Annotated in this window: 17 protein-coding genes; 8 read left to right on the top strand and 9 right to left on the bottom strand. The window is 72.0% G+C overall.

The features are described 5' to 3' along the window. Window positions 1-79: 79 nt before the first annotated feature. From QFW77_RS05590 to ubiK, 3 genes are all read right to left on the bottom strand, one after another. The gene (locus QFW77_RS05590; RefSeq protein ID WP_280573382.1) at window positions 80-2,167 is read right to left on the bottom strand and encodes a S9 family peptidase; all 2,088 of its coding nucleotides are present in this window, start codon (window positions 2,165-2,167) and stop codon (window positions 80-82) included. 162 nt (window positions 2,168-2,329) lie between these two features. Beyond that, complete coding sequence (locus tag QFW77_RS05585; RefSeq protein WP_280573380.1) at window positions 2,330-3,844, bottom strand: YifB family Mg chelatase-like AAA ATPase; 1,515 nt, start codon at window positions 3,842-3,844, stop codon at window positions 2,330-2,332. Between the two features lie 11 nt (window positions 3,845-3,855). After that, a complete protein-coding gene (gene ubiK, locus QFW77_RS05580; RefSeq protein ID WP_280573379.1) occupies window positions 3,856-4,134 on the bottom strand; it encodes a ubiquinone biosynthesis accessory factor UbiK in 279 nt (92 codons plus the stop codon). Window positions 4,135-4,324: 190 nt separating this feature from the next. On the opposite strand from ubiK, the gene QFW77_RS05575 reads away from it, so the two are divergent. Together QFW77_RS05575 and QFW77_RS05570 are read left to right on the top strand one after the other, a co-directional pair. Further along, entirely contained in the window at window positions 4,325-4,663 is a 339-nt protein-coding gene (locus QFW77_RS05575) for a P-II family nitrogen regulator (protein ID WP_180678640.1), read from the top strand. Between the two features lie 162 nt (window positions 4,664-4,825). After that, a complete protein-coding gene (locus QFW77_RS05570) occupies window positions 4,826-5,326 on the top strand; it encodes a hypothetical protein (RefSeq protein WP_280573376.1) in 501 nt (166 codons plus the stop codon). A 171-nt stretch (window positions 5,327-5,497) separates the two neighbouring features. Here QFW77_RS05570 and speE read toward each other — a convergent pair whose 3' ends face one another. After that, window positions 5,498-6,355, bottom strand: a complete 858-nt coding sequence (gene speE / locus QFW77_RS05565; RefSeq protein WP_280573375.1) for a polyamine aminopropyltransferase — start codon at window positions 6,353-6,355, stop codon at window positions 5,498-5,500. Between the two features lie 709 nt (window positions 6,356-7,064). Between speE and QFW77_RS05560 the strand changes: the two genes are divergently transcribed. The 6 genes from QFW77_RS05560 (at window position 7,065) to QFW77_RS05535 (ending at window position 17,066) form a co-directional block, all read left to right on the top strand. Then, on the top strand, window positions 7,065-8,735 hold the full coding sequence (locus QFW77_RS05560) for a ShlB/FhaC/HecB family hemolysin secretion/activation protein (RefSeq protein ID WP_280573374.1): 1,671 nt from the start codon (window positions 7,065-7,067) through the stop codon (window positions 8,733-8,735). Between the two features lie 53 nt (window positions 8,736-8,788). Continuing rightward, entirely contained in the window at window positions 8,789-11,086 is a 2,298-nt protein-coding gene (locus tag QFW77_RS05555; RefSeq protein WP_280573373.1) for a two-partner secretion domain-containing protein, read from the top strand. 84 nt (window positions 11,087-11,170) lie between these two features. Further along, complete coding sequence (locus QFW77_RS05550; protein ID WP_280573372.1) at window positions 11,171-11,899, top strand: hypothetical protein; 729 nt, start codon at window positions 11,171-11,173, stop codon at window positions 11,897-11,899. A gap of 244 nt (window positions 11,900-12,143) precedes the next feature. After that, window positions 12,144-14,000 (top strand): M48 family metallopeptidase, encoded by a 1,857-nt coding sequence (locus QFW77_RS05545; RefSeq protein WP_280573370.1) that lies wholly within the window; start codon window positions 12,144-12,146, stop codon window positions 13,998-14,000. A gap of 55 nt (window positions 14,001-14,055) precedes the next feature. Continuing rightward, window positions 14,056-15,945: an arginine decarboxylase gene (gene speA, locus QFW77_RS05540; RefSeq protein WP_280573368.1), complete on the top strand. Its 1,890-nt coding sequence runs from the start codon at window positions 14,056-14,058 to the stop codon at window positions 15,943-15,945. Window positions 15,946-16,094: 149 nt separating this feature from the next. Beyond that, on the top strand, window positions 16,095-17,066 hold the full coding sequence (locus QFW77_RS05535; protein WP_280573367.1) for an MBL fold metallo-hydrolase: 972 nt from the start codon (window positions 16,095-16,097) through the stop codon (window positions 17,064-17,066). A gap of 21 nt (window positions 17,067-17,087) precedes the next feature. Here QFW77_RS05535 and QFW77_RS05530 read toward each other — a convergent pair whose 3' ends face one another. From QFW77_RS05530 to argS, 5 genes are all read right to left on the bottom strand, one after another. Continuing rightward, a complete protein-coding gene (locus tag QFW77_RS05530) occupies window positions 17,088-17,855 on the bottom strand; it encodes an SDR family NAD(P)-dependent oxidoreductase (protein WP_280573365.1) in 768 nt (255 codons plus the stop codon). Between the two features lie 151 nt (window positions 17,856-18,006). Further along, entirely contained in the window at window positions 18,007-18,423 is a 417-nt protein-coding gene (locus QFW77_RS05525; RefSeq protein WP_280573364.1) for a hypothetical protein, read from the bottom strand. A 72-nt stretch (window positions 18,424-18,495) separates the two neighbouring features. After that, the gene (locus tag QFW77_RS05520) at window positions 18,496-19,116 is read right to left on the bottom strand and encodes a lysozyme inhibitor LprI family protein (protein WP_280573363.1); all 621 of its coding nucleotides are present in this window, start codon (window positions 19,114-19,116) and stop codon (window positions 18,496-18,498) included. Between the two features lie 38 nt (window positions 19,117-19,154). After that, window positions 19,155-19,865, bottom strand: coding sequence for an SPOR domain-containing protein (locus QFW77_RS05515; RefSeq protein ID WP_280573362.1), 711 nt, complete (start codon window positions 19,863-19,865; stop codon window positions 19,155-19,157). Window positions 19,866-20,019: 154 nt separating this feature from the next. Then, window positions 20,020-21,708 carry an arginine--tRNA ligase gene (argS, locus tag QFW77_RS05510; RefSeq protein WP_280573361.1) on the bottom strand — a complete coding sequence of 563 codons (1,689 nt, stop codon included), beginning with the start codon at window positions 21,706-21,708 and terminating at the stop codon, window positions 20,020-20,022. Window positions 21,709-21,785: the final 77 nt, after the last annotated feature.

The following is a 21,785-nucleotide window of genomic DNA, read 5'->3' as shown; positions in this document are numbered from 1 at the left end:
CCGCAGCGCGGAGCCTGCTCCACGCTGCGGGGTTCGCCGGGGCGAGGGGTATGGCGACGGCGGCCCTCGCCGGAGCCGTCTACTTCCTCACTTCCTGGGTGTGGGCCTCGAGCGCCTCCGCCAGGCCCGGGACGTCCTCGGCGCCGGTCGGGACGGTGATGCTGGAGCCGGCGAAATCCTCGCCGATGGGCTGCGCCCGCCCGCCGAGGCAGGTGGACAGGAACCCTTCGGCCACCGCGTTGAAGGCCTTGCTGTTCTCCGGGCGCGCGAAACCGTGGCCCTCGTCGGGAAACAGCACGTAGGTCACCGGGATGCCTTTCTCCTGCATCGCCGCGACGATCTGGTCGCTCTCGGCCTGCTTGACCCTGGGATCGTTGGCGCCCTGGCCGATCAGCAGCGGCCTGGAGATCCGGTCGACGTGGGTCAGCGGAGAGCGCTCGGTCAGCCAGGCCTTGCCTTCCTCGGTGCGCGGATCGCCCATGCGCCGCGCCAGCTGCTCGAAGAAGCTGGCCCAGTACGGGGGGACCGTCGCGAGCAGGGTGTTGAGGTTGGCGGGGCCGACGATGTCGACGCCGCAGGCGAAGGTGTCGGGAGTGAAGGTGAGGCCGACCAGGGTGGCGTAGCCGCCGTAGCTGCCGCCCATGATCGCGACCCGGTCCTCGGTGGTGACGCCCTGCTGCACGGCCCATTGCACGGCATCGATCAGGTCGTCGTGCATCGTGCCGGCCCACTCGCCGTCGCCGGCATTGGTGAAGTCCTTGCCGAACCCGGTGGAGCCGCGGAAGTTGACCTGCAGCACCGAGTAGCCGCGGTTGGCGAGCCACTGGTTGTAGGTGGCGTAGCCGTAGGAGTCCCGGCCCCAGGGGCCGCCATGCACCAGCAGCACCATCGGGGTGGGCGCGTCCGGCTTGCCGTCGGCGTCGCCATCGGCATGCGCGGGCAGGGTGAGGTAGCTGACCAGGGTCTTGCCGTCGCGCGAGGCGATCTCCACCGGCCATTGCGGGACCAGCGGCTTGCCGTCCAGCGCCGGCCGCCCCGAGAACAGCTCGGTCAGCTCGCCGCCGCCGTCCCCGTCGCGGTCGTAGCGGTAGTACACCAGCGGCGACTCGGCGGCGGAGTAGGCGACGATCCAGGTGCGGTCGTCGAGGGTGCGGGTGTTGATCGAGACCTCGCCCGGGCCGATCGCCTCCAGCCGCTCCAGGTCGGCGAGGATCGCCGGGTCCAGCACCGCCCATTCCTCGCGCAGGTAGTCGACCGCGACCGCCTGCACCTGGCCGCTGCGCGGATCGGACAGGCTGCCGCCCAGATCCACCCGCGGGTCCTCGTGCACCAGGGTGCGCTCGCCGCTGGCGGTATCGATGGCGTACAGCGCCGCGGTGTTGCGATCGCGCGAATCCATCATGTAGAGCGTCCCGCCGTCGGTGGTCAGGCCGCCGGGCGAGGTGGTCAGGGCATCCTCGAATGGAATGCTGTCGTGCTCGACCCAGCCGTCGCCTTCGCGGCGCAGCACGTCGCTGCCGCCGTCCGGGCGCGAGCGGGTGGCATAGCGCAGTTCGAAATCGGCATCCGCCAGGTAGCCGGAGATCTGCTGCGTGTTCTCCTCCACCAGGGTGCGCTCGCCGCTGGCCAGGTCGACCAGGTAGAGGTCGTGCCACTGCGCATCGCGATCGTTCATGCCGACCAGGACCGCGTCGGGGCGGCGGTGGCTCAGCCCGGAGACCTGCGCCGTGGTGGCCTCGAAGGGCGTCAGGTCGCGGCTCTCGCCGCTGGCCAGGTCCACCGCGTAGAGGTGGAAGTTCTCGTCGCCGCCGGTGTCGCGCAGGTAGAGCAGGGTATCGGGGCGGTACGACCAGAAGTAGTTGCGGATGCCCCGTGCCGTGTCCTGGGTGACCGCGCGCGCGTCGCCGGGACTGTCGGCCGGCGCGACCCAGACGTTGAGCACGCCGTCGAGCGGCGCCACCCAGCTCAGGTGGCGGCCGTCGGGGCTGAGCTGGACGTTGGCGCGTTCCGGGTTTCCGAACAGGGCGTCGCGCGGGATCAGCTCGACCTCTTCGATCGAGGTCACGGCTGCTGGCGCATCCGACGCCGTTTCCGGGGTGTCGCTGGCGGGGCTGCCGCAAGCGGTCAGGGCGGTCGCGGCGCAGGCCGCAAGCAGGAGGGTTCGCATCGGTCGGGTCCCTGGAGTCGGCGCGAAGGTGTCGCGGCGTCCGCTACAGCCTAGCCCACCCGCCGGCGGCGGTGTTCCGCCGGCGTTAAAACCCCGGCATGACCGATGGCATGGCGCGTGGCCCTGCTCCGGCGCTTCAGCGTCCGGTGGCGCCGGTCCCGCTCAGGCGGCCAGGGCGGCCGGGCTGCGGTCCAGGCTGCGGTAGCCCAGGGCCTCGCCCAGGTGCGCGGTGGCGATCTCCGGGCTCCCGGCCAGGTCGGCGATGGTGCGCGCGACCCGCAGGATGCGATGCATCGAGCGGGCCGACAGCCGTAGCGATTCGACCGCCTGTTCGAGCAGGCGCTGGTCGCGTTCGCGCAGGCGGCAGCTGGCCATGGTCGCGGCCTGGTCGAGCCGGGCGTTGACCGTGCCGGCGCGCGCCGCCTGGATCGCGCGTGCGGCCGCGACGCGCTCGCGGATCGCCGCGCTGGGTTCGCCCTCCGGCGCATCCGGACGCAGCTGCGCCGCGGGAAGCCGCGGCACGTCGACGTGCAGGTCGATGCGGTCGAGCAGCGGCCCCGAGATGCGCGCGCGGTAGCGCCGGATCGCATCCGGCCCGCAGCTGCAGCGCCCGGAGGCGTCGCCCGCCCAGCCGCAGGGGCAGGGGTTCATCGCCGCGACCAGCTGGAAGCGCGCGGGGAACTCGCTCTGGCGTGCGGCGCGGGAGATCGTGACCACGCCCGATTCCAGCGGCTCGCGCAGCACCTCGAGGGCGCGGCGGTCCCACTCCGGCAGTTCGTCGAGGAACAGCACGCCCTGGTGCGCCAGCGAGATCTCGCCGGGACGCGGCTCGGCTCCGCCACCGACCAGCGCCACCGCGCTGGCGGTGTGGTGCGGCGCGCGGAACGGGCGTTCGCGCCAGCGCGCCGGGTCCAGCCCGCGGCCGCTGACCGAGGCGATCGCCGCCGCTTCCAGCGCCTCGGCGTCGGACGCGTCCGGCAGCAGGCCCGGCAGGCGCGATGCCAGCAGGGTCTTGCCGCACCCCGGCACGCCGACCAGCAGCAGGTGGTGGCCGCCGGCGGCGGCGATCTCGAGCGCGCGCCGCGCCTGGGCCTGGCCGCGGACGTCGCGCATGTCCGGCCCGGGGGAGCGCACGGCTTCCGGCGCCGCTGCGCGCGGCAGCTCGCGTCCGCGGGCGAGCAGGGCGCAGACCTCGAGCAGGGTGCGCGCGCAGCGCACGTCGACCTCGGCCGCCAGCGCCGCCTCGGCGCCGTTGCCCGCCGGCACCACCAGCCCGCGCCCGGTCGGCGCCACCGCCAGCGCCGCGGGGAGCGCGCCGTCGACCGCGCGCAGCTCGCCGGTCAGGCCGAGTTCGCCGATGAATTCGCAGTCGCGCAGCGGCTCCATCGGGATCTGGCCGCTGGCGGCGAGGATCCCGAGCGCGATCGGCAGGTCGAAGCGGCCGCCGTGCTTGGGCAGGTCGGCGGGGGCGAGGTTGACGGTGATGCGGCGCTGCGGGAATTCGTACTGGGCGCACTGGATCGCGGCGCGGACCCGGTCCTTGGCCTCGCGCACCGCGGCTTCGGGCAGGCCGACGATCGACATCGACGGCAGCCCGCCGCCCAGGTGAACCTCGATCTGCACCGGAGGGGCCGACACCCCGGCACGCGCGCGTCCGTGCACGAGTGCGAGTCCCATGGCGGCGGCGGCTAGTGCTGCTGGGCGACCGTCGGGTGGTCCTGCTTGGCCAGCTCGGCCTCGAGCCACTGCACCGCCTGCTCCAGGGCCTCGAGCTTCTCGCGGGTGCGCAACAGCACCGCGCGCTGCACCTCGAACTCCTCGCGGGTGACCAGGTCCAGCTTGGTCAGCCCGGACTGCAGCACCGCCTTGAAGTTCTCCTGCAGCTCCTCGCGGCTGTCGCGCATGGCCGGCGGTACCAGGCCGCTGAGGCGGCGGGCCAGGTCGTCGATGTGGTTGAGGTCGATCATCTGGTGCTTACTCCTGCGGCAATGCGCCAAGCATCGCCCGCCCCGGTGCGGTCGCGCAGTCGGGCGGGGGCGCGCCGCGACGTAGGAAAAATCCGACAGCAGGGTCGGTGGAGGGCGCGCATTGTAGCCGTTCGTGCCCGCTGCGGGGCGGTGGCGGTATGCTGCCGGGATTCAGGATGGAGACCACGTGATGAAGCTGGTCATGGCGATCATCAAGCCGTTCAAGCTCGACGACGTTCGCGAGGCGCTGGCCGAGGCGGGCGTGGCCGGCATCACCGTCACCGAGGTCAAGGGCTTCGGCCGGCAGAAGGGCCATACCGAGCTCTATCGCGGCGCCGAGTACGTGGTGGACTTCCTGCCCAAGCTGAAGCTCGAGATCGCGGTGGCGGACGAGCAGGCCGAGATGGTGGTGGAGGCGATCCTGAAGTCCGCCAACACCGGCAAGATCGGCGACGGCAAGGTGTTCGTCTACGACCTCGACCGCGCGGTGCGGATCAGGACCGGCGAGCTGGATGCCGACGCGCTGTAGCGGCACCTGCCGCAGGGCCCAGTGGGTGCAGGCGGCCACCGGGTGATTCGCGCCTGAACCGGCGGACCGAGGGGGATTGTGCCATTCGGGCTGCCATGCTATTGGCGCGGCCGGGATCCCGGGTTACCCTCTGCGGCCACTCGGCAAGGAACGGGGTTCACGATGAAGATGGCAGTGAGGGCGGCCGGCCTGGCCGCGATGCTCGCTTCGGCGGCGCTGTTGGCCAACGAGACCGAGCAGGTGCTGGTCGAAACGGATGCGCGCGCCATCGTCGCGCAGCAGCAGGAGATCCGCAGCGATGCGGTCGCGCGGACGGGCCGCTACAAGGACATGGACGAGCGCACCCGCACCGAGCTGCTCGCCAAGCAGGATCGGGTGTTCGCCCTGCTGGAGGGCCGCGAGCGCTCCACGGATCTGCCGCCGGGCGACCAGACGGCGTTGTTCAATTCCCTGGAATCGATCTCTGCGATCGTGAACAACGCCGAGGACGAACGCATGGTCTGCGAGCGCATCCGTCCGACCGGCAGCAACATGAGCCAGAACGTCTGCAAGACGGTGGCCCAGCGGCGCGCGGAGCGCGAAGCCGCGCGACAGGCCACTTCGATGCGCAACGTCAAGTGCCGCACGTCGTGCCGCGAAAGCCAACGAGTGGAAGGCTGGTAGGCGGAATCTGTCACTTGGGGCGGTGCGGCCGATAACCGAGCCGCCCCGCCGCGTCGGCGTCGTCTGAGCCAAATCCTCGCGCGGGCATCCACTAGCGCCGTGTGAAGACTGCCGTCCAGCGTCGGCGTTTTGTTAGCGGTCGGCGTGTCCGGCCCTATGGTCGGGCAGGCGTCAACTCGTCGGGCCGTTTAGTGCAGCTTCGACGAATGGCGGTAGCGCTTGCGCGCCGCGGTGGATGGAAACGCTGTAGTAGCGGGTCTCGAACGCCCGCTCGGCCGCGGCCTGCTCCCGGAACCCGAAGCCTCCCGACTTGCGCGCCAGGGTGCAGCTCCACCAGCCGGTGGGGTAGCAGGGCTGGGGGAACGGCAGGGTCTGGAAGGCGGTGAAGCCGGCCTTGGTCATCTCCGCGCGCATCTGCCGGATCAGCTCGAGCAGGGCCAGCGGCGACTCGGACTGCTGCACCAGGATGCCGTCCTCGCGCAGGGCGCGGAAGCAGCTTTCGTAGAAGGCGCGGTTGAACAGGCCCTCGGCCGGGCCGACCGGGTCGGTCGAGTCGACGATGACCACGTCCAGGCTGGCCGGCGCCGCGTTGCGCATCCAGGCGACGCCATCGTCGAACAGCAGCTCGGCGCGCGCATCGCCATTGGACTCGCACAGCTCCGGGAACCACTTCTCGGCCATGCGCGTCACCTGCTCGTCGATGTCGCACTGCACCGCGCTCGCCACGCCGCGGTGCCTGAGCACCTCGCGCAGGGTGCCGCAATCGCCGCCGCCGATGATCGCCACCTGCTTCGGATCGGGATGGGTGAACAGCGCCGGGTGCGACATCATCTCGTGGTAGAGGAAATTGTCGCGCGCGGTCAGCATCACCGCGCCGTCGATGAGCATCAGGTTGCCCCAGTCGGTGGTTTCGTAGATCTCGATCTTCTGGAATTCCGACTGCACCTCGTCCAGCTTGCGCACGATGCGATAGCCGATCGCCGAGCCGGTCGGCTCGAACTGCTCGTGGATCCAGGCGGGGTCGGTCATGGCGGATTCCTGTGGTGAAGCGGCACCGCGCCCGAGGGGCCGGCCGGTTGGGGCGGCAATTGTAGCCAAGTCGCTGCCGCCCAAGGAGCAGGCGGCACCGGCCGTGCCGGCCGTCCAGGCTGGTTCCGGTGGCCGCGCGTGGGTTCACGGCAACCTCATCACCGCGGTCGCCTACTCCACGATGTCGGACTGGATCTTTGCACGCATCGCGTCGTGGGGCCCGAATCGAGGCTCTCGCGCCATCGCGATGAACAGTAGCCCTGGTTCCGCAGCGAATGCGATGGGGGTCACAGTAGTGGCCCGGGAATGCAGTCACCGTTGCCGTAGAGGTTGCTCCGCGGATCCAGGCACACATTCGATTCACCGGGCCGAGGCCGGCCGGGCACGCTGCAATTCGTCGTCGGCACGTGTCATCCAGGCAGGCGACAACGCATTGCGATCCTCACTTCCCACCCGCTGTCGTGGGTGCGACCGGCGCCGCCAAAGCGCGTGCCACCAGACCGGAATCCTTCCGGCCAACCGCACCGAGCCAGATGCCACCGGATGACCCGGTGGACGCCCGCAACCGGCGAGACGGCATCGGGCGCTGTCTACGGCAGTAGACGCCACAGTCCCCCGCCGATCGGCTTCCGTCATCCCGGCGACGCATTGCTGCGACCGCTCGTTCTCCTGTTCGAGGTGAGCGGACTCGCGAACAGGAAACCAACCGATGAACATCACCATGAAACTCCTGCCCTTGGCGCTGCTGGCGCTGAGCCAGAGCCTGCTGGCGCAACAACTGCCCGGCGCGGGTAGCCAGTTGAAGCAGGTTCCGGCGCCGCCGGAAGTACGGAAAAGCGAACCGGAGATGCGCATCGAGGAAGCGACCACGCCGACGGTTGCCGGCGCCGACACGGTCCGCGTGCTGGTGACCAGGCTGGAGATTTCCGGCGCGCGTGTCTACACCGAGGCCGAGTTGATCGCGATCGCGGGCTTCACCCCGGGCGTGAAACTGACGTTGTCTCAGTTGCAGGCCATGGCCGCGCGCATCACCGAGCACTACCGCGCGAACGGCTACTTCGTCGCGCGCGCTTATCTGCCGGCGCAGGACATCTCCGACAACGTCGTGACCGTCGCGGTCAGCGAAGGCAACTACGGCGAGGTGATCCTGCGCAACCAGACCAACCTCGCCGACGGCCTTGCCAACGGGCTCCTCGGCGGGCTCGAAAGCGGTGAGGCGATCGAGCTCGACCCGCTGGAAAGTCGTCTGCTGCTGCTCTCGGATGTTCCGGGCGTCGAGCTGAGGTCGACGCTGGTGCCGGGGACGGTGCCGGGAAGCTCCGATCTGATCGTGGAGCTTACCCCCGGCCAGCGCGTGACCGGCAGCATCCATGCCGACAACGCCGGCAACCCGTACACCGGCGAGTACCGGCTGGGCGCTTCGGTGAATCTCAACAACCCGCTCGGACGCGGCGACGTGGCCTCGCTGCATCTCCTGACCTCGGGCTCGGGGCTTCAGTACGGCCGTGCGTCCTACCAGATGCAATTCGGCCGGGCGACCGCCGGCATCGCCTACAGCCGGCTGGATTACGAGCTCGGTGAACAGTTCGAGTCGCTCGGCGCCGATGGAACCGCGGAAGTCGCCAGCATCTTCGGCGCCTACCCGCTGGTCCGGTCGCGCGACACCAATCTGTATCTCGGGCTGGCAGCCGAGGACCGCACTTTCCAGGACCGGATCGACCTGGTCCCGAGCGTGACCGACCGCGAAGCCCGGGTATGGACACCGAGCCTGTACGGCAACCGGCAGGACGGCTTCGGCGGCGGCGGCTACAGCACCTTCATCCTCAGCTACTCGCGGGGCTCGCTCGACATCCTGACGCCCGCCGCTCTCGCGGCCGACGCGGCCAGCGCGCGGACCAACGGATCGTACGGCAGGCTCTGGTTCAACGCGACGCGGCAGCAGCGGGTCACCGATAGGCTGTCGCTGCATGCCTCGTTCAGCGCACAGCGCGCGTCGCAGAACCTCGATCCGTCGGAAAAGATGGTGCTGGGCGGCATCGCCGGGGTGCGCGCCTATCCGCAGGGCGAGGGGTTCGGCGACGAAGGCTATCTGGCGACGCTGGAAGGCCATCTGCTCCTCGCGGGATGGTCCGAGCGGATCCCGGGCCAGGTACACGTGCTGGGCTTCGTCGATGGCGGACGCATCACCGTCGACAAGGATCCCTGGTTCGCCGGGGACAACCACAGAACGCTCAGCGGCGCCGGCATCGGCGCCACCTGGAGCGAGTCTGGCAGCTTCGCGGTCCGGACCTACTACGCGGTAAAGCTCGGCAGCGAGGACGCGATCTCCGCGCCCGACAAGTCGGGACGCTTCTGGATACAGGCAGTCAAGCATTTCTGATCGATCGGTCAGCCCCTTACAGCCGGGTCCGAAGGGCCCACGAGGATCCACCCATGAACTGCACCCATCGATCCATCCGCGAAGACCGCTTCGTTCACCCGGGCACAGTCGGCGCGACGCCCACGCGCGCAGATTGCGAACGTGGCACGAGGCGCTTCGCGGTCCACGTGCTGTCCGGCTCGCTGATGCTGGCCATCGCCACGGCGGTGCAGGCCGGCCCCGGAGGCGGCGTGGTCACCGCGGGCGAAGGCACCATCTCCAGGAACGGCGCCAATACCACGATCCACCAGTCGACCCAGGGCATGGCGATCAACTGGCAGAGCTTCAACATCGCTGCCGGCGAAACCGTGCAGTTCGTGCAGCCCGGTACCAGCTCGGTGGCGCTGAACCGCGTGCTGGGTGCCGATCCGTCGGTGATCCTCGGCACGCTGAAGTCCAACGGCAAGGTCTTCCTGCTCAATCCCAATGGAATCCTGTTCGGCAAGGGCTCCTCGGTTAGTGTCGGCGGTCTGGTCGCGTCGACGATGGGCATCAGCGACGCGGATTTCGCGGCCGGAAACTACGCGTTCACCAATGCGGGCGCCGGGTCGATCGTGAACGAGGGCGCCATCCACGCCTCCAACGGCGGCTACGTGGCCTTGATGGGTCGAAGCGTCAGCAATCGGGGCGTGATCTCGGCGCGCCTGGGCAGCATTGCGCTGGCGGCCGGGGCGGCGGTCACCCTGGACGTGGCGGGCGACGGACTCTTGAGCGTCTCGGTCGCCACCGGAGCGGTCGACGCACTTGCCGAGAACGGCGGTCTGATCCGCGCCGATGGCGGCCACGTGCTGCTCACGGCGCAGGCCGCCGGCAACCTGCTGCATACCGTGGTCAACAACACCGGCATCGTCCAGGCGCGGTCGATCGAGAGCCGGGGCGGAACCATCCTGCTGCTGGGCGACATGCAGACCGGCACCGTCAACGCTGGCGGCGTGCTGGATGCCAGCGCTCCGACCGGCGGCAACGGCGGATTCATCGAAACCTCTGCGGCACGGGTCAATGTGCGCGGCGACGTGCGGGTCACCACCGCTTCGATCGGCGGAGACACGGGTCAGTGGCTGATAGACCCCCAGGATTTCACGATCGGCAGCGCCCCCGGCGACAACATCGCCGGCCCGACACTGTCGGCACAGCTCGTGACCAGCAACATCAGCATCACCACCGCTGGACCGGGCACCGGAAATGGCGACATCTTCGTCAACGATGCGGTGAGCTGGTCGGCCAGTGGCGACCCCACCACCCTGACCCTGACTGCCGATCGCAACGTCGACATCAACGCGGCGATCACCGCTACCAACGGCAACCTGCTGGTGTGCTGCGGCCAGGACGTCAACGTCAACGCGGCGATCACCACGACCAACGGCAGCGTCCTGCTGGCCGCCGGGCGCGACGTCAACCAGCGGGGGGACATCACCGTGACCGATGGCAACCTGATGATGTGCGCGGCCGACGACGTCAACATCTTCTCGGCGATCACCCTGACCCGTGGCACCTCGGACCCCACCCGCAGCCTGGCTTTGCCGCTGGGGTTGACCCTCAGCGCCGACACCGACGGCACCGGCCCGGGGATCGAGGGCGGTACCGTGGTGTTCGACCCGCTGGCCCCGCCAGCGACGGTGACCGCCGCTCCCGTCACCGTCTACTACAACCCGATCTCGTACACTGCGGCGACCGATTACTCCACCAGCTTCACCCTGACCGAAGGCGCCGCGCTGCGGCAGTTCATGCTGGTGTTCGCGGCCGGTGGCGACAAGGACTACGACGGCACCACGATCACGACGTTGTCCGGGCTCAAGGGCGACCCGGGCGGCGTGACGCTGGTGGCCGGGCCTGGAAGCAGCGCCAACTTCGATTCCCCGGAGGCCGGGACGGGCAAGGCGATCACCTTCACCGGGTACACCCTGGCCGGCACCGACGCCGGAGCCTATGCCCTGCCGGTCAACTGTTGCGGCCCCGTCGTGGCGCACACGACGGGCGACATCGCCGCGGTCGTCGCCCCGCCGCCGACCACCCCGCCGCCGACGACACCGCCGCCGACCACGCCGCCGCCGACGACACCGCCGCTCACCCCGCCACCACGAAGCGCGCCGCTGCCGAACGCGACGCCGTGGAATTCGGCGCCGGCCAGCTCGCGGATCTTGGGCGTACCGCAGTCGCTGCCATCGCTGCCGCCTCCGCCGCTGGCAACGCTGGTCGAGGTCGCGCCGGAAGCGCTGCCGCCGATGGTGCTGGAAGTGACTCCGGAGTCCCTCCCGGACGCGGACGCGCCTTACGTCGCGCCGGTGCGAGTGCCCAAGCCGTACCGGAACTGATCGATGCACGGCCCCACGCCCCGATCGAGCTCGCAGGCGCGCCCCGCAGCCCCGGCTCGCGCGGCGCTTGCCCGGGCGATTGCGATGGTGGCCCTGATCGGGGTACCGGCGAGTCTGGCCGTGGCGGTGAGTCCACAGGCGGGTCGGGACGGCACCGGCGCACCGCACAGCGCCGGCGCCGCGGGACACGTCGGCGGGGAGCGGGCTGCGCTTCAGCCGCGGCTGGCGCGGTTCCAGCAGCAGCCAGTGTCGCCCGAAGTCCGCCACATCGCGCACTGGGCGCTGGATTCTGGCGACAACGGCGGGCTGCCGTACCTGATCATCGACAAGGCCGGCGCCCGCGTGTTCGTGTTCGATGCCAGCGGCCGGCTCCAGGGCGCGGGGCCCGCGTTGCTTGGCATGGGCGTCGGTGACGTCGCCGTCGAGGGCCTCGGCGCACTGCGGCTTGCGGCGATTCGGCCGCAGGATCGCATCACGCCGGCGGGTCGTTTCGTCGCCTCGCTGGACCGGGACCTCAAAGGCCAGGAAATCATGTGGATCGACTATGACGACGCGCTCGCGCTGCACCGGGTGGCGAAGGGGCAGCCCAGCGAGCGGCGCGCCGAGCGGCTGCAAAGCCCGACCGTGGCGGACAACCGCATCTCCTACGGCTGCATCAACGTTCCGGTGCGCTTCTATGAGGAAGTGGTCAGTCCGGCGTTTCAAAGCACCGGCGGGGTGGTCTACATTCTTCCGGAAGTCGGCCAGGCACGCGACCTGTTCGGGTCGTATGACGTCCGCGTGGCTGCGGAAGCGGGTGAAATGCCGCGCTGACCGTCCGCCCTGTCGCCAGCCGCCGGCGTCCCTGCCGACGGCGCAGCGACGCCGGAGCGGCGAGGAACTCGCCGATCTCCGGCGTGCGCCTCAGCTGGTTTGGGCCGGGCGGCCCCTGGCGCTGGATTCGGGCCAGGGGCACAAGACGACGCCAGAGTCTGGCGCGGCGCCATCCGGGACATCCGGGGCACTGCCGTGGCAATCCGGCTAGCATTCCGCAGGGAATCGGAAGACGGGACGGACCATGGCATCGACGCGGGCGCACCGCGACCTGGCGCGCCGCCTGGAAGAGCAGGCGGTCCGCGCGCCGCGCGCCTATCTCGCGCGGCTGGCGCTGCTGGCGGCGCTGGGCTACGGGCTGCTGCTGGCGCTGCTGGCGATCGCCTTCGGGCTGCCGCTGCTGATGCTCTGGCACGCGCTGGTCAACGGCGCCGGCGGCGGTCCGCACCTCGCCTATGCGGTGCTGTTGCCGCTGGTGTTCGGCGCGGTGCTGCTGCGGGCGCTGTGGATCCGCCTCGGCGTGCCGGAAGGCTACGTGCTCGGCCCGGGCGAGGCGCCGGCGCTGCAGCAGGAAGTCGAACGCCTGCGCCGGGCGTCGGGGGCGCCGCCGTTGCACGGCATCGTCATCGACGGCGAGCTCAATGCCGCGGCGGCCAGCGTGCCGCGCGCGCTGGGCTTGCTCGGCCATCGCCACTACCTGGTGCTCGGGCTGCCGCTGATGCAGTTGTTCGACCGCGAGGAGCTGGCGGCGGTGATCGCCCACGAGTTCGGCCATTTCGGCGCCGGGCACGGCCGCTTCGGCGGCTGGATCTACCGCGTGCGGATGAGCTGGTACCGGGTGCTCGACGGCCTGGCCGGCAGCGGTTTCATGTTCAGCCGGCTGCTGTTCAAGTTCTACGAATGGTACGTGCCGTACTTCAACGCCTACAGCTTTGCGCTGGCGCGCCGCCACGAATACCAGGCCGATGCCGCGGCGGTGGCGGCGGTGGGACCGGAGGCGGCGGCCAGCGCGCTGATCCGCCTGGAGCTGGGCGCGCGGCGCCTGCACGGCCGGTTCTGGCCGCGATTGTTCGAACGCGCGCGCGCGCAGGGGCATCCGCCCGCCGGCGTGCATGCGCCGCTCGTGGAGGCGCTGCGCGCCGACGCGCCGGCCGACCTCGAACGCGTGCTCGAGGCCGCCGCGCGCGACACCGATCCCGACGACACCCACCCGACCCTGCCGCAGCGCCTGGCGGCCATCGCGGCCGCGCCGCACCTGCGCCGGCGCGGACCGGCGGCGGCGCCGGCGCTGCTGGGCGCGACGCTGCTGGCCGAGATCGAGCGCGGGTTGGACGGGTACTGGCGCGAGCGCCATCGCGCGCAATGGCGGGAACGCTACGAGGCGGCGGCGCCGGAGCGCGCGCGGCTGGCGGCGCTGGAGGGGGCGGGCGCGCCCACTGCGCAGGAGCAGCTGGAGCACGCCCGGCTGGTGGAGGCGTTGCGCGTCGACTTCGACGCCGAGCCGCTGTACGCACGGCTCATCGATGCGCACCCCGACAGCGCCATGGCCCACTACCGCGCCGGCGTGCTGGCGCTGCGCCGCGGCGACGCCGCGCTGGGCGGCGCCCGGCTGCGGCGGGCGGTGGCGCTGGATGCCGGCGCGGTCCGCCCGGTGCTGGCGGATCTGGAGACCCTGGCGGGCGATCCCGACCTCGACGCGGCCTGCGCCGAGACCGTGCAGGCCTTGCGCGATGAACTGGCCCCGGCCGCCGCCGAGCTCGCGGCCCGCGACGCGGCGGCGGCGGACGACGAACTGCTGCCGCACGGGCTCGACGCCGCAGCGCTGGCGGCACTGGCCGGGGCGCTTGCCGCGCAGCCGCGCGTCGCCCGCGCCTGGCTGGTGCGCAAGCGCATCGAGATGGCCGAGGCGCAGGCGCATTTCGTGCTGCTGCTGGACTGGCGCGGGCCGGTGGCGGGGGAGGAGGCCGGGCTGCGGCAGCTGGTGGCGGCGCTGTCGCTGCCGGGCAGCTTCACCGCCTTCACCGGCAGCAACGAGCGCGTCCTGGCGCGGCGGGTGCGCGCCCTGTGCGGCGCGCCGGTCTACCGCAAGGGCACGCGATGAGGGCGGCGCGGCGGCGACGCTAGAATGGGCGCCCCGCGCCGTTCCGGATGTCCCCATGCCCAGCTGGTCGCCCGACCGCGCCCGCAAGACCTATTCGATCCCGCACTGGTCCGAGGGCTACTTCGACGTCGACGACCGCGGCCGCGTGGCGGTGCGGCCCGGCGGCAGCGACTCGGCCATGCTGGCGCTGCCCGAGGTGGTGGACGCCGCCATCGCGCGCGGCGCGCAGCTGCCGCTGCTGGTGCGCTTCCCGCAGATCCTCGGCGATCGCCTGCGCACCCTGCAGGAGGCGTTCGCCCAGGCCCAGGCCGACTGGGACTACTCCGGCGGCTACACCGCCGTGTACCCGATCAAGGTCAACCAGCACCAGGGCGTGGCCGGCACCCTGGCCTCGCACGCCGGCGAGGGCTTCGGCCTGGAGGCCGGCAGCAAGCCCGAGCTGATGGCGGTGCTGGCGCTCAGCCGGCCGGGCGGCGTGGTGGTCTGCAACGGCTACAAGGACCGCGAGTACATCCGCCTGGCGCTGATCGGCCGCAAGCTGGGGCTGCAGACCTTCATCGTCATCGAGAAACCCTCGGAACTGCCGCTGGTGCTGGACGAGGCGGCCGCGCTCGGCGTGGCGCCGGTGCTCGGGGTGCGCATGCGCCTGGCCTCGCTGGGCGCCGGCAAGTGGCAGAACAGCGGCGGCGACAAGGCCAAGTTCGGGCTTTCGCCGCGGCAGCTGCTCGATCTGTGGAAGGCGCTGCGCGATGCCGGCATGTCAGACGCGCTGCGGCTGCTGCACTTCCACATGGGCTCGCAGATCTCCAACGTGCGCGACATCGCCAACGGGATGCGCGAGGCGACCCGCTATTTCGTCGAGCTGTCGCGGCTGGGCGCCCGCATCACCCACGTCGACGTCGGCGGCGGCCTCGGCATCGACTACGAGGGCACGCGTTCGCGCAGCTACAACTCGGTCAACTACGGCATCCGCCAGTACGCCGGCAGCATCGTCCAGCCGCTGGCCGACGCCTGCGCGCAGTACGGTCTGGCCCCCCCGCGCATCGTCACCGAATGCGGCCGGGCGATGACCGCGCACCACGCGGTGCTGGTGGCCAACGTCTCCGAGGTCGAGGTGGCCCCCGAGGGCCGGGTGCCGGACGCGCACGACGACGAGCCCGCGGTGATCCGCCACCTGCGCGAAATCCACGACGAGCTCGCCACCCGGCCCGCGGTGGAGCTGTTCCACGAGGCCCAGCACCACCATGCCGAGGGCCTGGCGCTGTACGCGCTCGGCCAGATCGACCTGGTGCACCGGGCCCGCATCGACGACCTGTTCTACGCCATCGCCCATGCGGTGCGCGGGCGGCTGAGCTACGACGAGAAGAGCCACCGGCCGCTGCTGGACGAGCTCAACGAGCGCCTGGTGGACAAGTACTTCGTCAACTTCAGCGTGTTCGAGTCGATGCCGGACGTGTGGGCGATCGACCAGGTGTTCCCGATCGTGCCGATCGCCCGGCTCGACGAGGCGCCGGACCGGCGCGGGGTGATCGCCGACCTGACCTGCGACTCGGACGGCAAGATCGACACCTACGTGGAGAACGAGGACCTGGACAGCTCGCTGCCGCTGCACGCCCCGCGCCCCGGGGAGTCCTACCGGCTCGGCTTCTTCCTGGTCGGCGCCTACCAGGAGATCCTCGGCGACATCCACAACCTGTTCGGCGACACCGACGCCATCGAGGTGCGCGCCGAGGACGATGGATTCGCGATCCAGCAGCAGCGCCGCGGCGACACCACCGACGTGATGCTGGACTACGTCGGTTACCGGCTGTCCGACCTGCGCGCCAGCTACGCCGCGCTGGTCGATCGCGCATCGCTGCCGGAAGACGAGGCGCAGCGCCTCAAGGCCGCGCTGGAAGCGGGATTGACCGGCTACACCTACCTGGACGACACGCCGGCGCCCTGAGCGGGTAGCCCGCTCCATCGCCGTCGCCGGCCCGGCGCCTCGATGCCGACCGCGGTGGCACGCAGCGGTGCGCCGGCGCCGTCGATGGCCGGCCATGCCCGGCCTATGCTCGGGGCCAGCCCGTCTCCCTTCTGCCACGGAGTTCCCGCATGCGCGCCTTCCATCCCGCCTCCCGCACCGTGCTGCACCTGGCTGCCGCACTGGCCGCCGCCTCGGCCCTCGCCGCCGGCTGCGCCCGGCCCGCTACGCCGGTCGCGCAGCAGGCCGCGGCGGAGCCGGGCGCCGCGGCAGCGGCAGCGCCGCCCGCGGCGCACCCGGATGTGCATCGCTTCAGGATCGGCACCCTCGACGCCGCGGTGCTGCGCGATGGCGACATCCGCTTTCCGAACGACGGGGCGATCCTCGGCCAGGGGCGGCCGAAGGCGGACATCGACGCCGTCCTCGCCGCGGCCGGCGAACCCGTGGACGTCGTGCACCTCAGCGTGCAGGCGCTGCTGGTGCGCAGCGGCGATCGCGTGGTCCTGTTCGATACCGGCGCGGGCGACGCGGCGTTCGCCGATGCCGGCCGCCTGCCGCGGTCGTTGCGCGCGGCGGGCGTGGAGCCGGCTGCGGTCACCGACATCTTCCTCAGTCACGCGCATGCCGACCACGCCGGCGGGCTGCTCGACGCGGAGGGCGCGCCGGCGTTCGCCAACGCGCGGATCCGGATGGCGGCACCCGAATGGCAGGCGCTGCAGGCGGATGCGGGGCGCGCGGCGCTGGCGACGGCGATCGCGGCGCAGGTCGAACCCTTCGACCCCGGGGTGGAGGTGCTGCCGGGCGTGACGGCGGTTGCGGTCGCGGGCCACACCCCCGGCCACAGCGCCTACCAGATCGCCGACGGCGCGGCGCGCCTGCTCTACATCGGCGACAGCGCCCACCACCACGTGGTGTCGGTGCAGCGGCCGCGGTGGACGATCCAGTTCGATGGCGATGCGCAGGCGGCCGAGGACAGCCGGGAAGCGCTGCTCGCGCGCGCCGCCGACAGCGGCATCGCCGTGCAGTCGCCGCACTTCCCGTTTCCGGGGCTGGGGCGGGTCGCCCGCCGCGACGGCGCCTTCGCCTGGGTGCCGGAACCCTGAGCCCCGCCGCTGCGCGCCCGCTCAGGCGTCGCGGTGGATCTGGAAGCCCGCGAACGACTGGCTGACCGGCATGACCTCGAGGCGGTTGATGTTGAGGTGCGGCGGCAGGTTGGCGACCCACCACAGGGTCTCGGCGATGTCCGCGGCGGTGATCGGCCGCGCCCCGGCGTAGAGCGCGTCGGAGGCGGAGACGTCGCCGCCGGTGCGTACCAGGGTGAACTCGGTCTCGGCCAGCCCCGGCTCGATCGAGGTCACGCGCACGCCGGTGCCGTGCAGGTCCGAGCGCAGCCCCAGCGAGAACTGGGTGACGAAGGCCTTGGTGCCGCCGTAGGCGTTGCCGCCCGGGTAGGGATAGCTGCCGGCGATCGAGCTGACGTTGAGGATCGCGCCGCGGCGGGCGATCAGCCCGGGCAGCAGCGCATGGGTGAGGGTCACCAGGGCGGTGACGTTGGTGTCGATCATCTGCCGCCACTGCGCCAGGTCGGCGCGCTGCGCCGGGGCGGTGCCGAGCGCCAGGCCGGCGTTGTTGACCAGCACGTCGATCCCGCCGAACCCGGCCGGGATCGCTTCCAGCGCGTCCGCCATCGCCGCCGCGTCGCGGATGTCGAAGGCGCAGCCGTGCACGCGCTCCGCGCCGTGCGCGTCGACCAGCGCCTGAAGCCGTTCGGCGCGGCGCCCGCAGGCCACCACGCGCCAGCCCGCGGTGGCGAAGCGCTCGACCGCGGCCCGGCCGAAGCCGGAGGTCGCGCCGGTGACGAGGATCGTTTGCTGTTCGCTGGCGTCGCGCATGCGCCGATTGTAGACGCGGCCCCGCGGAGATGCTTTCGCGACCGCAGGCGATCCGGAGCTTCGGGGGCCGCCCGTCGCGCGCCTCGCGGGTCGGCGTCACCCGACTCGGCGCGGTGCCGCGCGGGAAGGCGGGTTGCGTGGCGGCGCTTCGTCAACCGGCGCCGCTTGGTCCTGGCCCGCCACGACGCACGCCGGATCCTGCCGGAGCCTTCCTGGCGGCGCCGGGCGGCTCCGTGCGGCCCTTGCCCGCGGGGCGGACGCCGGCAGCCGCCATGGCCGCGCGGCGGCGCCCGGTCGCGCCCTTGCCGCGGGTGCGGGCGCTGGCGGCGCGGTGCTTCTCCAGCATCGCCTCGGCCAATACCACGTCCTCGCTGAGGATGCCGGCGGCGCGGGCGATCGCGATGCGCGCCGCGGTGCGGTTCTCGTTGGGGTTGGCCTGCAGCAGTTCGCGGATCGCCTCGCGCACCGCGGCTTCCGCGTCGCGCTTGAGGGTCAGGTCCTCGGCCTGCCGGAACAGCGCCAGCAGCACGTCGACCACGGGTTTGATGAGGACGGCTTCGATCGGCATGCGGGCGCTCTCCGGTGGTGCGCCAGCTTGCTCCGCGCGGCTCTCAGCGCCCGCGACCGCGGGCGACCGGCTTCACGGTTCCGCGGGGACCCGCAGGTAGCTGCCGTCCAGCGCCGCGCCGCAGCCCGGCGTCGTGCCCGCCACCGTGACCAGGTCCGGGGCGAAGCTCATCCGCAGCGCGCAGTCGCCGGCCTGGAACCCGCCCGCGCCCACCTGCTCGATGAATTCGCCCTCGGCCAGCGGTGCGGCCCCGTCGCCGGGCAAGATGCGCAGGCGGTAGCGCCGCTGCCCCAGCAGCTCCATCGACAGCGTGGCCGCGCCCTCGACCGGTCCGGCGGCGGTGTGCCGCCGGTACTCGCCCGGCAGCAGCAACAGCGGCCTTCCCGCGGCCAGCCGCGCCCGCAGGGCTTCGCGGCGGGTCCGGTAGGCGGTGTCCAGGCAGCGCACCGTGGTGCAGGGGTCGCGACCGGATTGGCGCCACTCGCGCGCCTCGGCCTCGACCGCGGCCGGGTCGTCGCTGCGCAGCAGCAGGTCGTGCTGCAACGCCCGCACCTCGGCATCGATGTCGCGCAGTTGCGCATTGCCGCAGATGGCGCGCTCTGTCCGGTCGGCGGGCGCGCCGCAGTCGGGTGCCTGCGCCGCCGCGGTCGGGGCGGCCGCGCAGGCTGCCAGGCACCACAGGAAACGCATCACGAGGCGGGGCCTCTGCGCGCTCCTTCGCCGCACCGGGCTCATTGCACCTTGATCGCCATCGCCGGCAGGCCGCCGGCGCCGAGCTTGCGCTTGGCCTCGGCCAGCTCGGTGGCGGTGCCATAGGGCCCCATGCGCACCCGGTACAGGGTGCGGCCGTCGATCTGCGCCGACTCCACCCGCGCGCTCAGGCCGAGCAGGGCGATGCGCGCCTTCAGCGCCTCGGCATCGCCGGACGCGCCGAATGCCCCGGCCTGCAGCAGGTAGCGCGCCGAGCTTTCGGCGGCCGCCGCCGGTTCCGGGGTGGTCGTGGGCGTGGCGATCGCGGCGGTGCCGGCATCGGCCGGTTCGGCGGCGTCCTCGTTGCGGCGGGCCTCGGCCTGGCGCGATTCCTCGGCGCGGGCGCTGGCGGCCAGTTCGGCGTCGGTCATCGGCACTTCCTGCCCGGGCAGCAGGGTGTAGAAATCGTAGTCGGCGCCGGGCTCGGGGAGCGGCGCGTCGCCCTGCGGCGGGGCATCGGCAGGCAGCGGGGCGCTGTCGCCCTCGTCGCTGCTCGCCGCCGGCGGCTGCGCGTCGGGGTTCGGGCGCGGCCGGTAGAAGCCGTCCTCGCCATCGGATTTCAACAGGCGCGGCGCCGCCAGGACCACCACCACCGTCAGCACCACGCCCAGCACCATCCAGGCCCAGCCGGGGAGCCCGCCGTTGCCGCCGCTGTTGCGTCGTGCCTGAGACTTGCCGCGTTTGACTGCCACTATTCCGGATTCCGTTGGGTGGGGCCGCTGGCGACCGCCGCGGCCTGCGCGCCGGGCGCGAGCGATCGCGCAAGTGTATGACGAAGGCCGTGGAGGCGAAGTGCGCCAGCGCCGGCGCGGCGGCGCCGGCCGGCCGCCATGCGCGGGGCGCGGCTCACATCTGCTCCGGCGCGGCCACGCCCAGCAGCGCCAGGCCGTTGGCCAGCACCTGCCTGACCGCCAGCGCCAGCGCCAGGCGCGCGTCGCGCAGGTCGGCCTCGTCGACCAGGAACTGGTGGTCGTTGTAGTAGCGCTGGAACGCCTGCGCCAGCTCCAGCAGGTGCGCGGCGAGCAGGTGCGGTTCGAGCTGGGCGCCCGCGGTCTGCACCGTCTCCGGCCAGCGCGAGAGCTCCGCCAGCAGTTCGCGGGTGGCGGGATTGTCGACGTCCTGCGGCTGCGCCAGGCCGTTGCCGAGATCGAACCCGAGGCCGCGCTCGCGCAGCTGCCGCAGCAACCCGCAGATGCGCGCGTGCGAGAGCTGCACGTAGTAGACCGGATTGTCCAGCGACTGCGAGCGCGCCAGGTCGATGTCGAACACCAGCTGCGAGTCCGGCCTGCGCGCCACCAGGAACCAGCGCACCGCGTCGCGGCCGACCTCGTCGATCAGGTCGCGCAGGGTCAGGTAGCTGCCGGCGCGCTTGGAGATCTTCACCTCCTCGCCGCCGCGCATCACCGTGACCATCTGGTGCAGCACGTACTCGGGATAGCCTTGCGGGATGCCGGCATCGAGCGCCTGCAGGCCGGCCTTCACCCGCGCCAGGGAGCCGTGGTGGTCGGCGCCCAGTTCGGTGATGGCGCGTTCGTAGCCGCGCTGCCACTTGGACAGGTGGTAGGCGACGTCCGGCACGAAATAGGTGTAGCTGCCGTCGGACTTGCGCATCACCCGGTCCTTGTCGTCGCCGAAGTCCGTGGTGCGCAGCCACAGCGCGCCGCCCTCCTCGTAGGTGTGGCCGCCCGCGACCAGGCGCCGTACCGTCTCCTCGACCTTGCCGTCGGAATACAGCGACGACTCGAGGAAGTACACGTCGAAGTCGACCCCGAACGCCGCCAGGTCGGCGTTCTGCTCGCGCCGCAGCCAGGCCACGGCGAAGCGCCGGATCGCGTCCAGGTCGTCGACGTCGCCGGCGGCGGTCACGGTCTGGCCGTCGAGTTCGACCGAGGCGCGATCGAGGTAGGCGCGGGCGACCTCGCGGATGTAGTCGCCGCGATAGCCGTCCTCGGGCCAGCCCGGGTCCTCCGGGGTGGTGCCGCGCGCGCGCGCCTGCACCGACCTGGCGAGGTTGTCGATCTGGGCGCCGGCGTCGTTGTAGTAGAACTCGCGCGCCACGTTCCAGCCGTTGGCTTCCAGCACCCGCGCGACGCAGTCGCCGATCGCCGCCGCGCGGCCGTGGCCGACGTGCAGCGGGCCGGTGGGATTGGCCGAGACGTATTCGATGCCGGCGCGGCGACCGCCGCCGGCATCGCCTCGGCCGTAGGCGTCGCCGCGTTCGTGCACCTCGCGCAGCTGGCGGTTCCAGGCTTCGCCGGCGAGCCGGAAATTGATGAACCCCGGCCCGGCGATCTCGATCGCCGACACCAGCCCGGCGCCCTGCATCGCCCCGACCAACGCCTGCGCCAGCGCGCGCGGGTTGCCGCGCGCCTGCCTGGCCAGCAGCATCGCCGCGTTGGTGGAGAAATCGCCGTGGCTGCGATCCTTGGGCCGCTCGACCACGAACTCGGGCACGGCGAGGTCGGACGGCAGCGCGCCAGTGTCGCGCAGCGAGGCGATGCCCTGTTCGATCAGGGCGCGGAGCTGGGATTTCACGGAGTGTCGGCGGCGTCGCGGGGCCGACCATTGTAGCCGAGCGGCGGGCGCGACCCGGATGGCGGGCCGGCGGGGCG

The sequence above is a fragment of the Luteimonas endophytica genome, from assembly GCF_029887875.1.
GTDB lineage: Bacteria > Pseudomonadota > Gammaproteobacteria > Xanthomonadales > Xanthomonadaceae > Luteimonas > Luteimonas endophytica.
The sequence above is the reverse complement of the archived record's forward strand: the minus strand, read 5'-3'. Positions and strand labels throughout refer to the sequence as shown.

Coding starts and splice junctions, on each gene's coding strand:
- QFW77_RS05555 (WP_280573373.1), top strand. CDS start 8,789: ATGAACTGCACCCATCGATCCATCCGCGAAGACCGCTTCGTTCACCCG.
- QFW77_RS05525 (WP_280573364.1), bottom strand. CDS start 18,423: ATGCCGATCGAAGCCGTCCTCATCAAACCCGTGGTCGACGTGCTGCTG.
- QFW77_RS05560 (WP_280573374.1), top strand. CDS start 7,065: ATGAACATCACCATGAAACTCCTGCCCTTGGCGCTGCTGGCGCTGAGC.
- QFW77_RS05535 (WP_280573367.1), top strand. CDS start 16,095: ATGCGCGCCTTCCATCCCGCCTCCCGCACCGTGCTGCACCTGGCTGCC.
- QFW77_RS05585 (WP_280573380.1), bottom strand. CDS start 3,844: ATGGGACTCGCACTCGTGCACGGACGCGCGCGTGCCGGGGTGTCGGCC.
- speE (WP_280573375.1), bottom strand. CDS start 6,355: ATGACCGACCCCGCCTGGATCCACGAGCAGTTCGAGCCGACCGGCTCG.
- QFW77_RS05545 (WP_280573370.1), top strand. CDS start 12,144: ATGGCATCGACGCGGGCGCACCGCGACCTGGCGCGCCGCCTGGAAGAG.
- QFW77_RS05575 (WP_180678640.1), top strand. CDS start 4,325: ATGAAGCTGGTCATGGCGATCATCAAGCCGTTCAAGCTCGACGACGTT.
- QFW77_RS05530 (WP_280573365.1), bottom strand. CDS start 17,855: ATGCGCGACGCCAGCGAACAGCAAACGATCCTCGTCACCGGCGCGACC.
- ubiK (WP_280573379.1), bottom strand. CDS start 4,134: ATGATCGACCTCAACCACATCGACGACCTGGCCCGCCGCCTCAGCGGC.
- QFW77_RS05550 (WP_280573372.1), top strand. CDS start 11,171: ATGGTGGCCCTGATCGGGGTACCGGCGAGTCTGGCCGTGGCGGTGAGT.
- speA (WP_280573368.1), top strand. CDS start 14,056: ATGCCCAGCTGGTCGCCCGACCGCGCCCGCAAGACCTATTCGATCCCG.
- QFW77_RS05590 (WP_280573382.1), bottom strand. CDS start 2,167: ATGCGAACCCTCCTGCTTGCGGCCTGCGCCGCGACCGCCCTGACCGCT.
- QFW77_RS05570 (WP_280573376.1), top strand. CDS start 4,826: ATGAAGATGGCAGTGAGGGCGGCCGGCCTGGCCGCGATGCTCGCTTCG.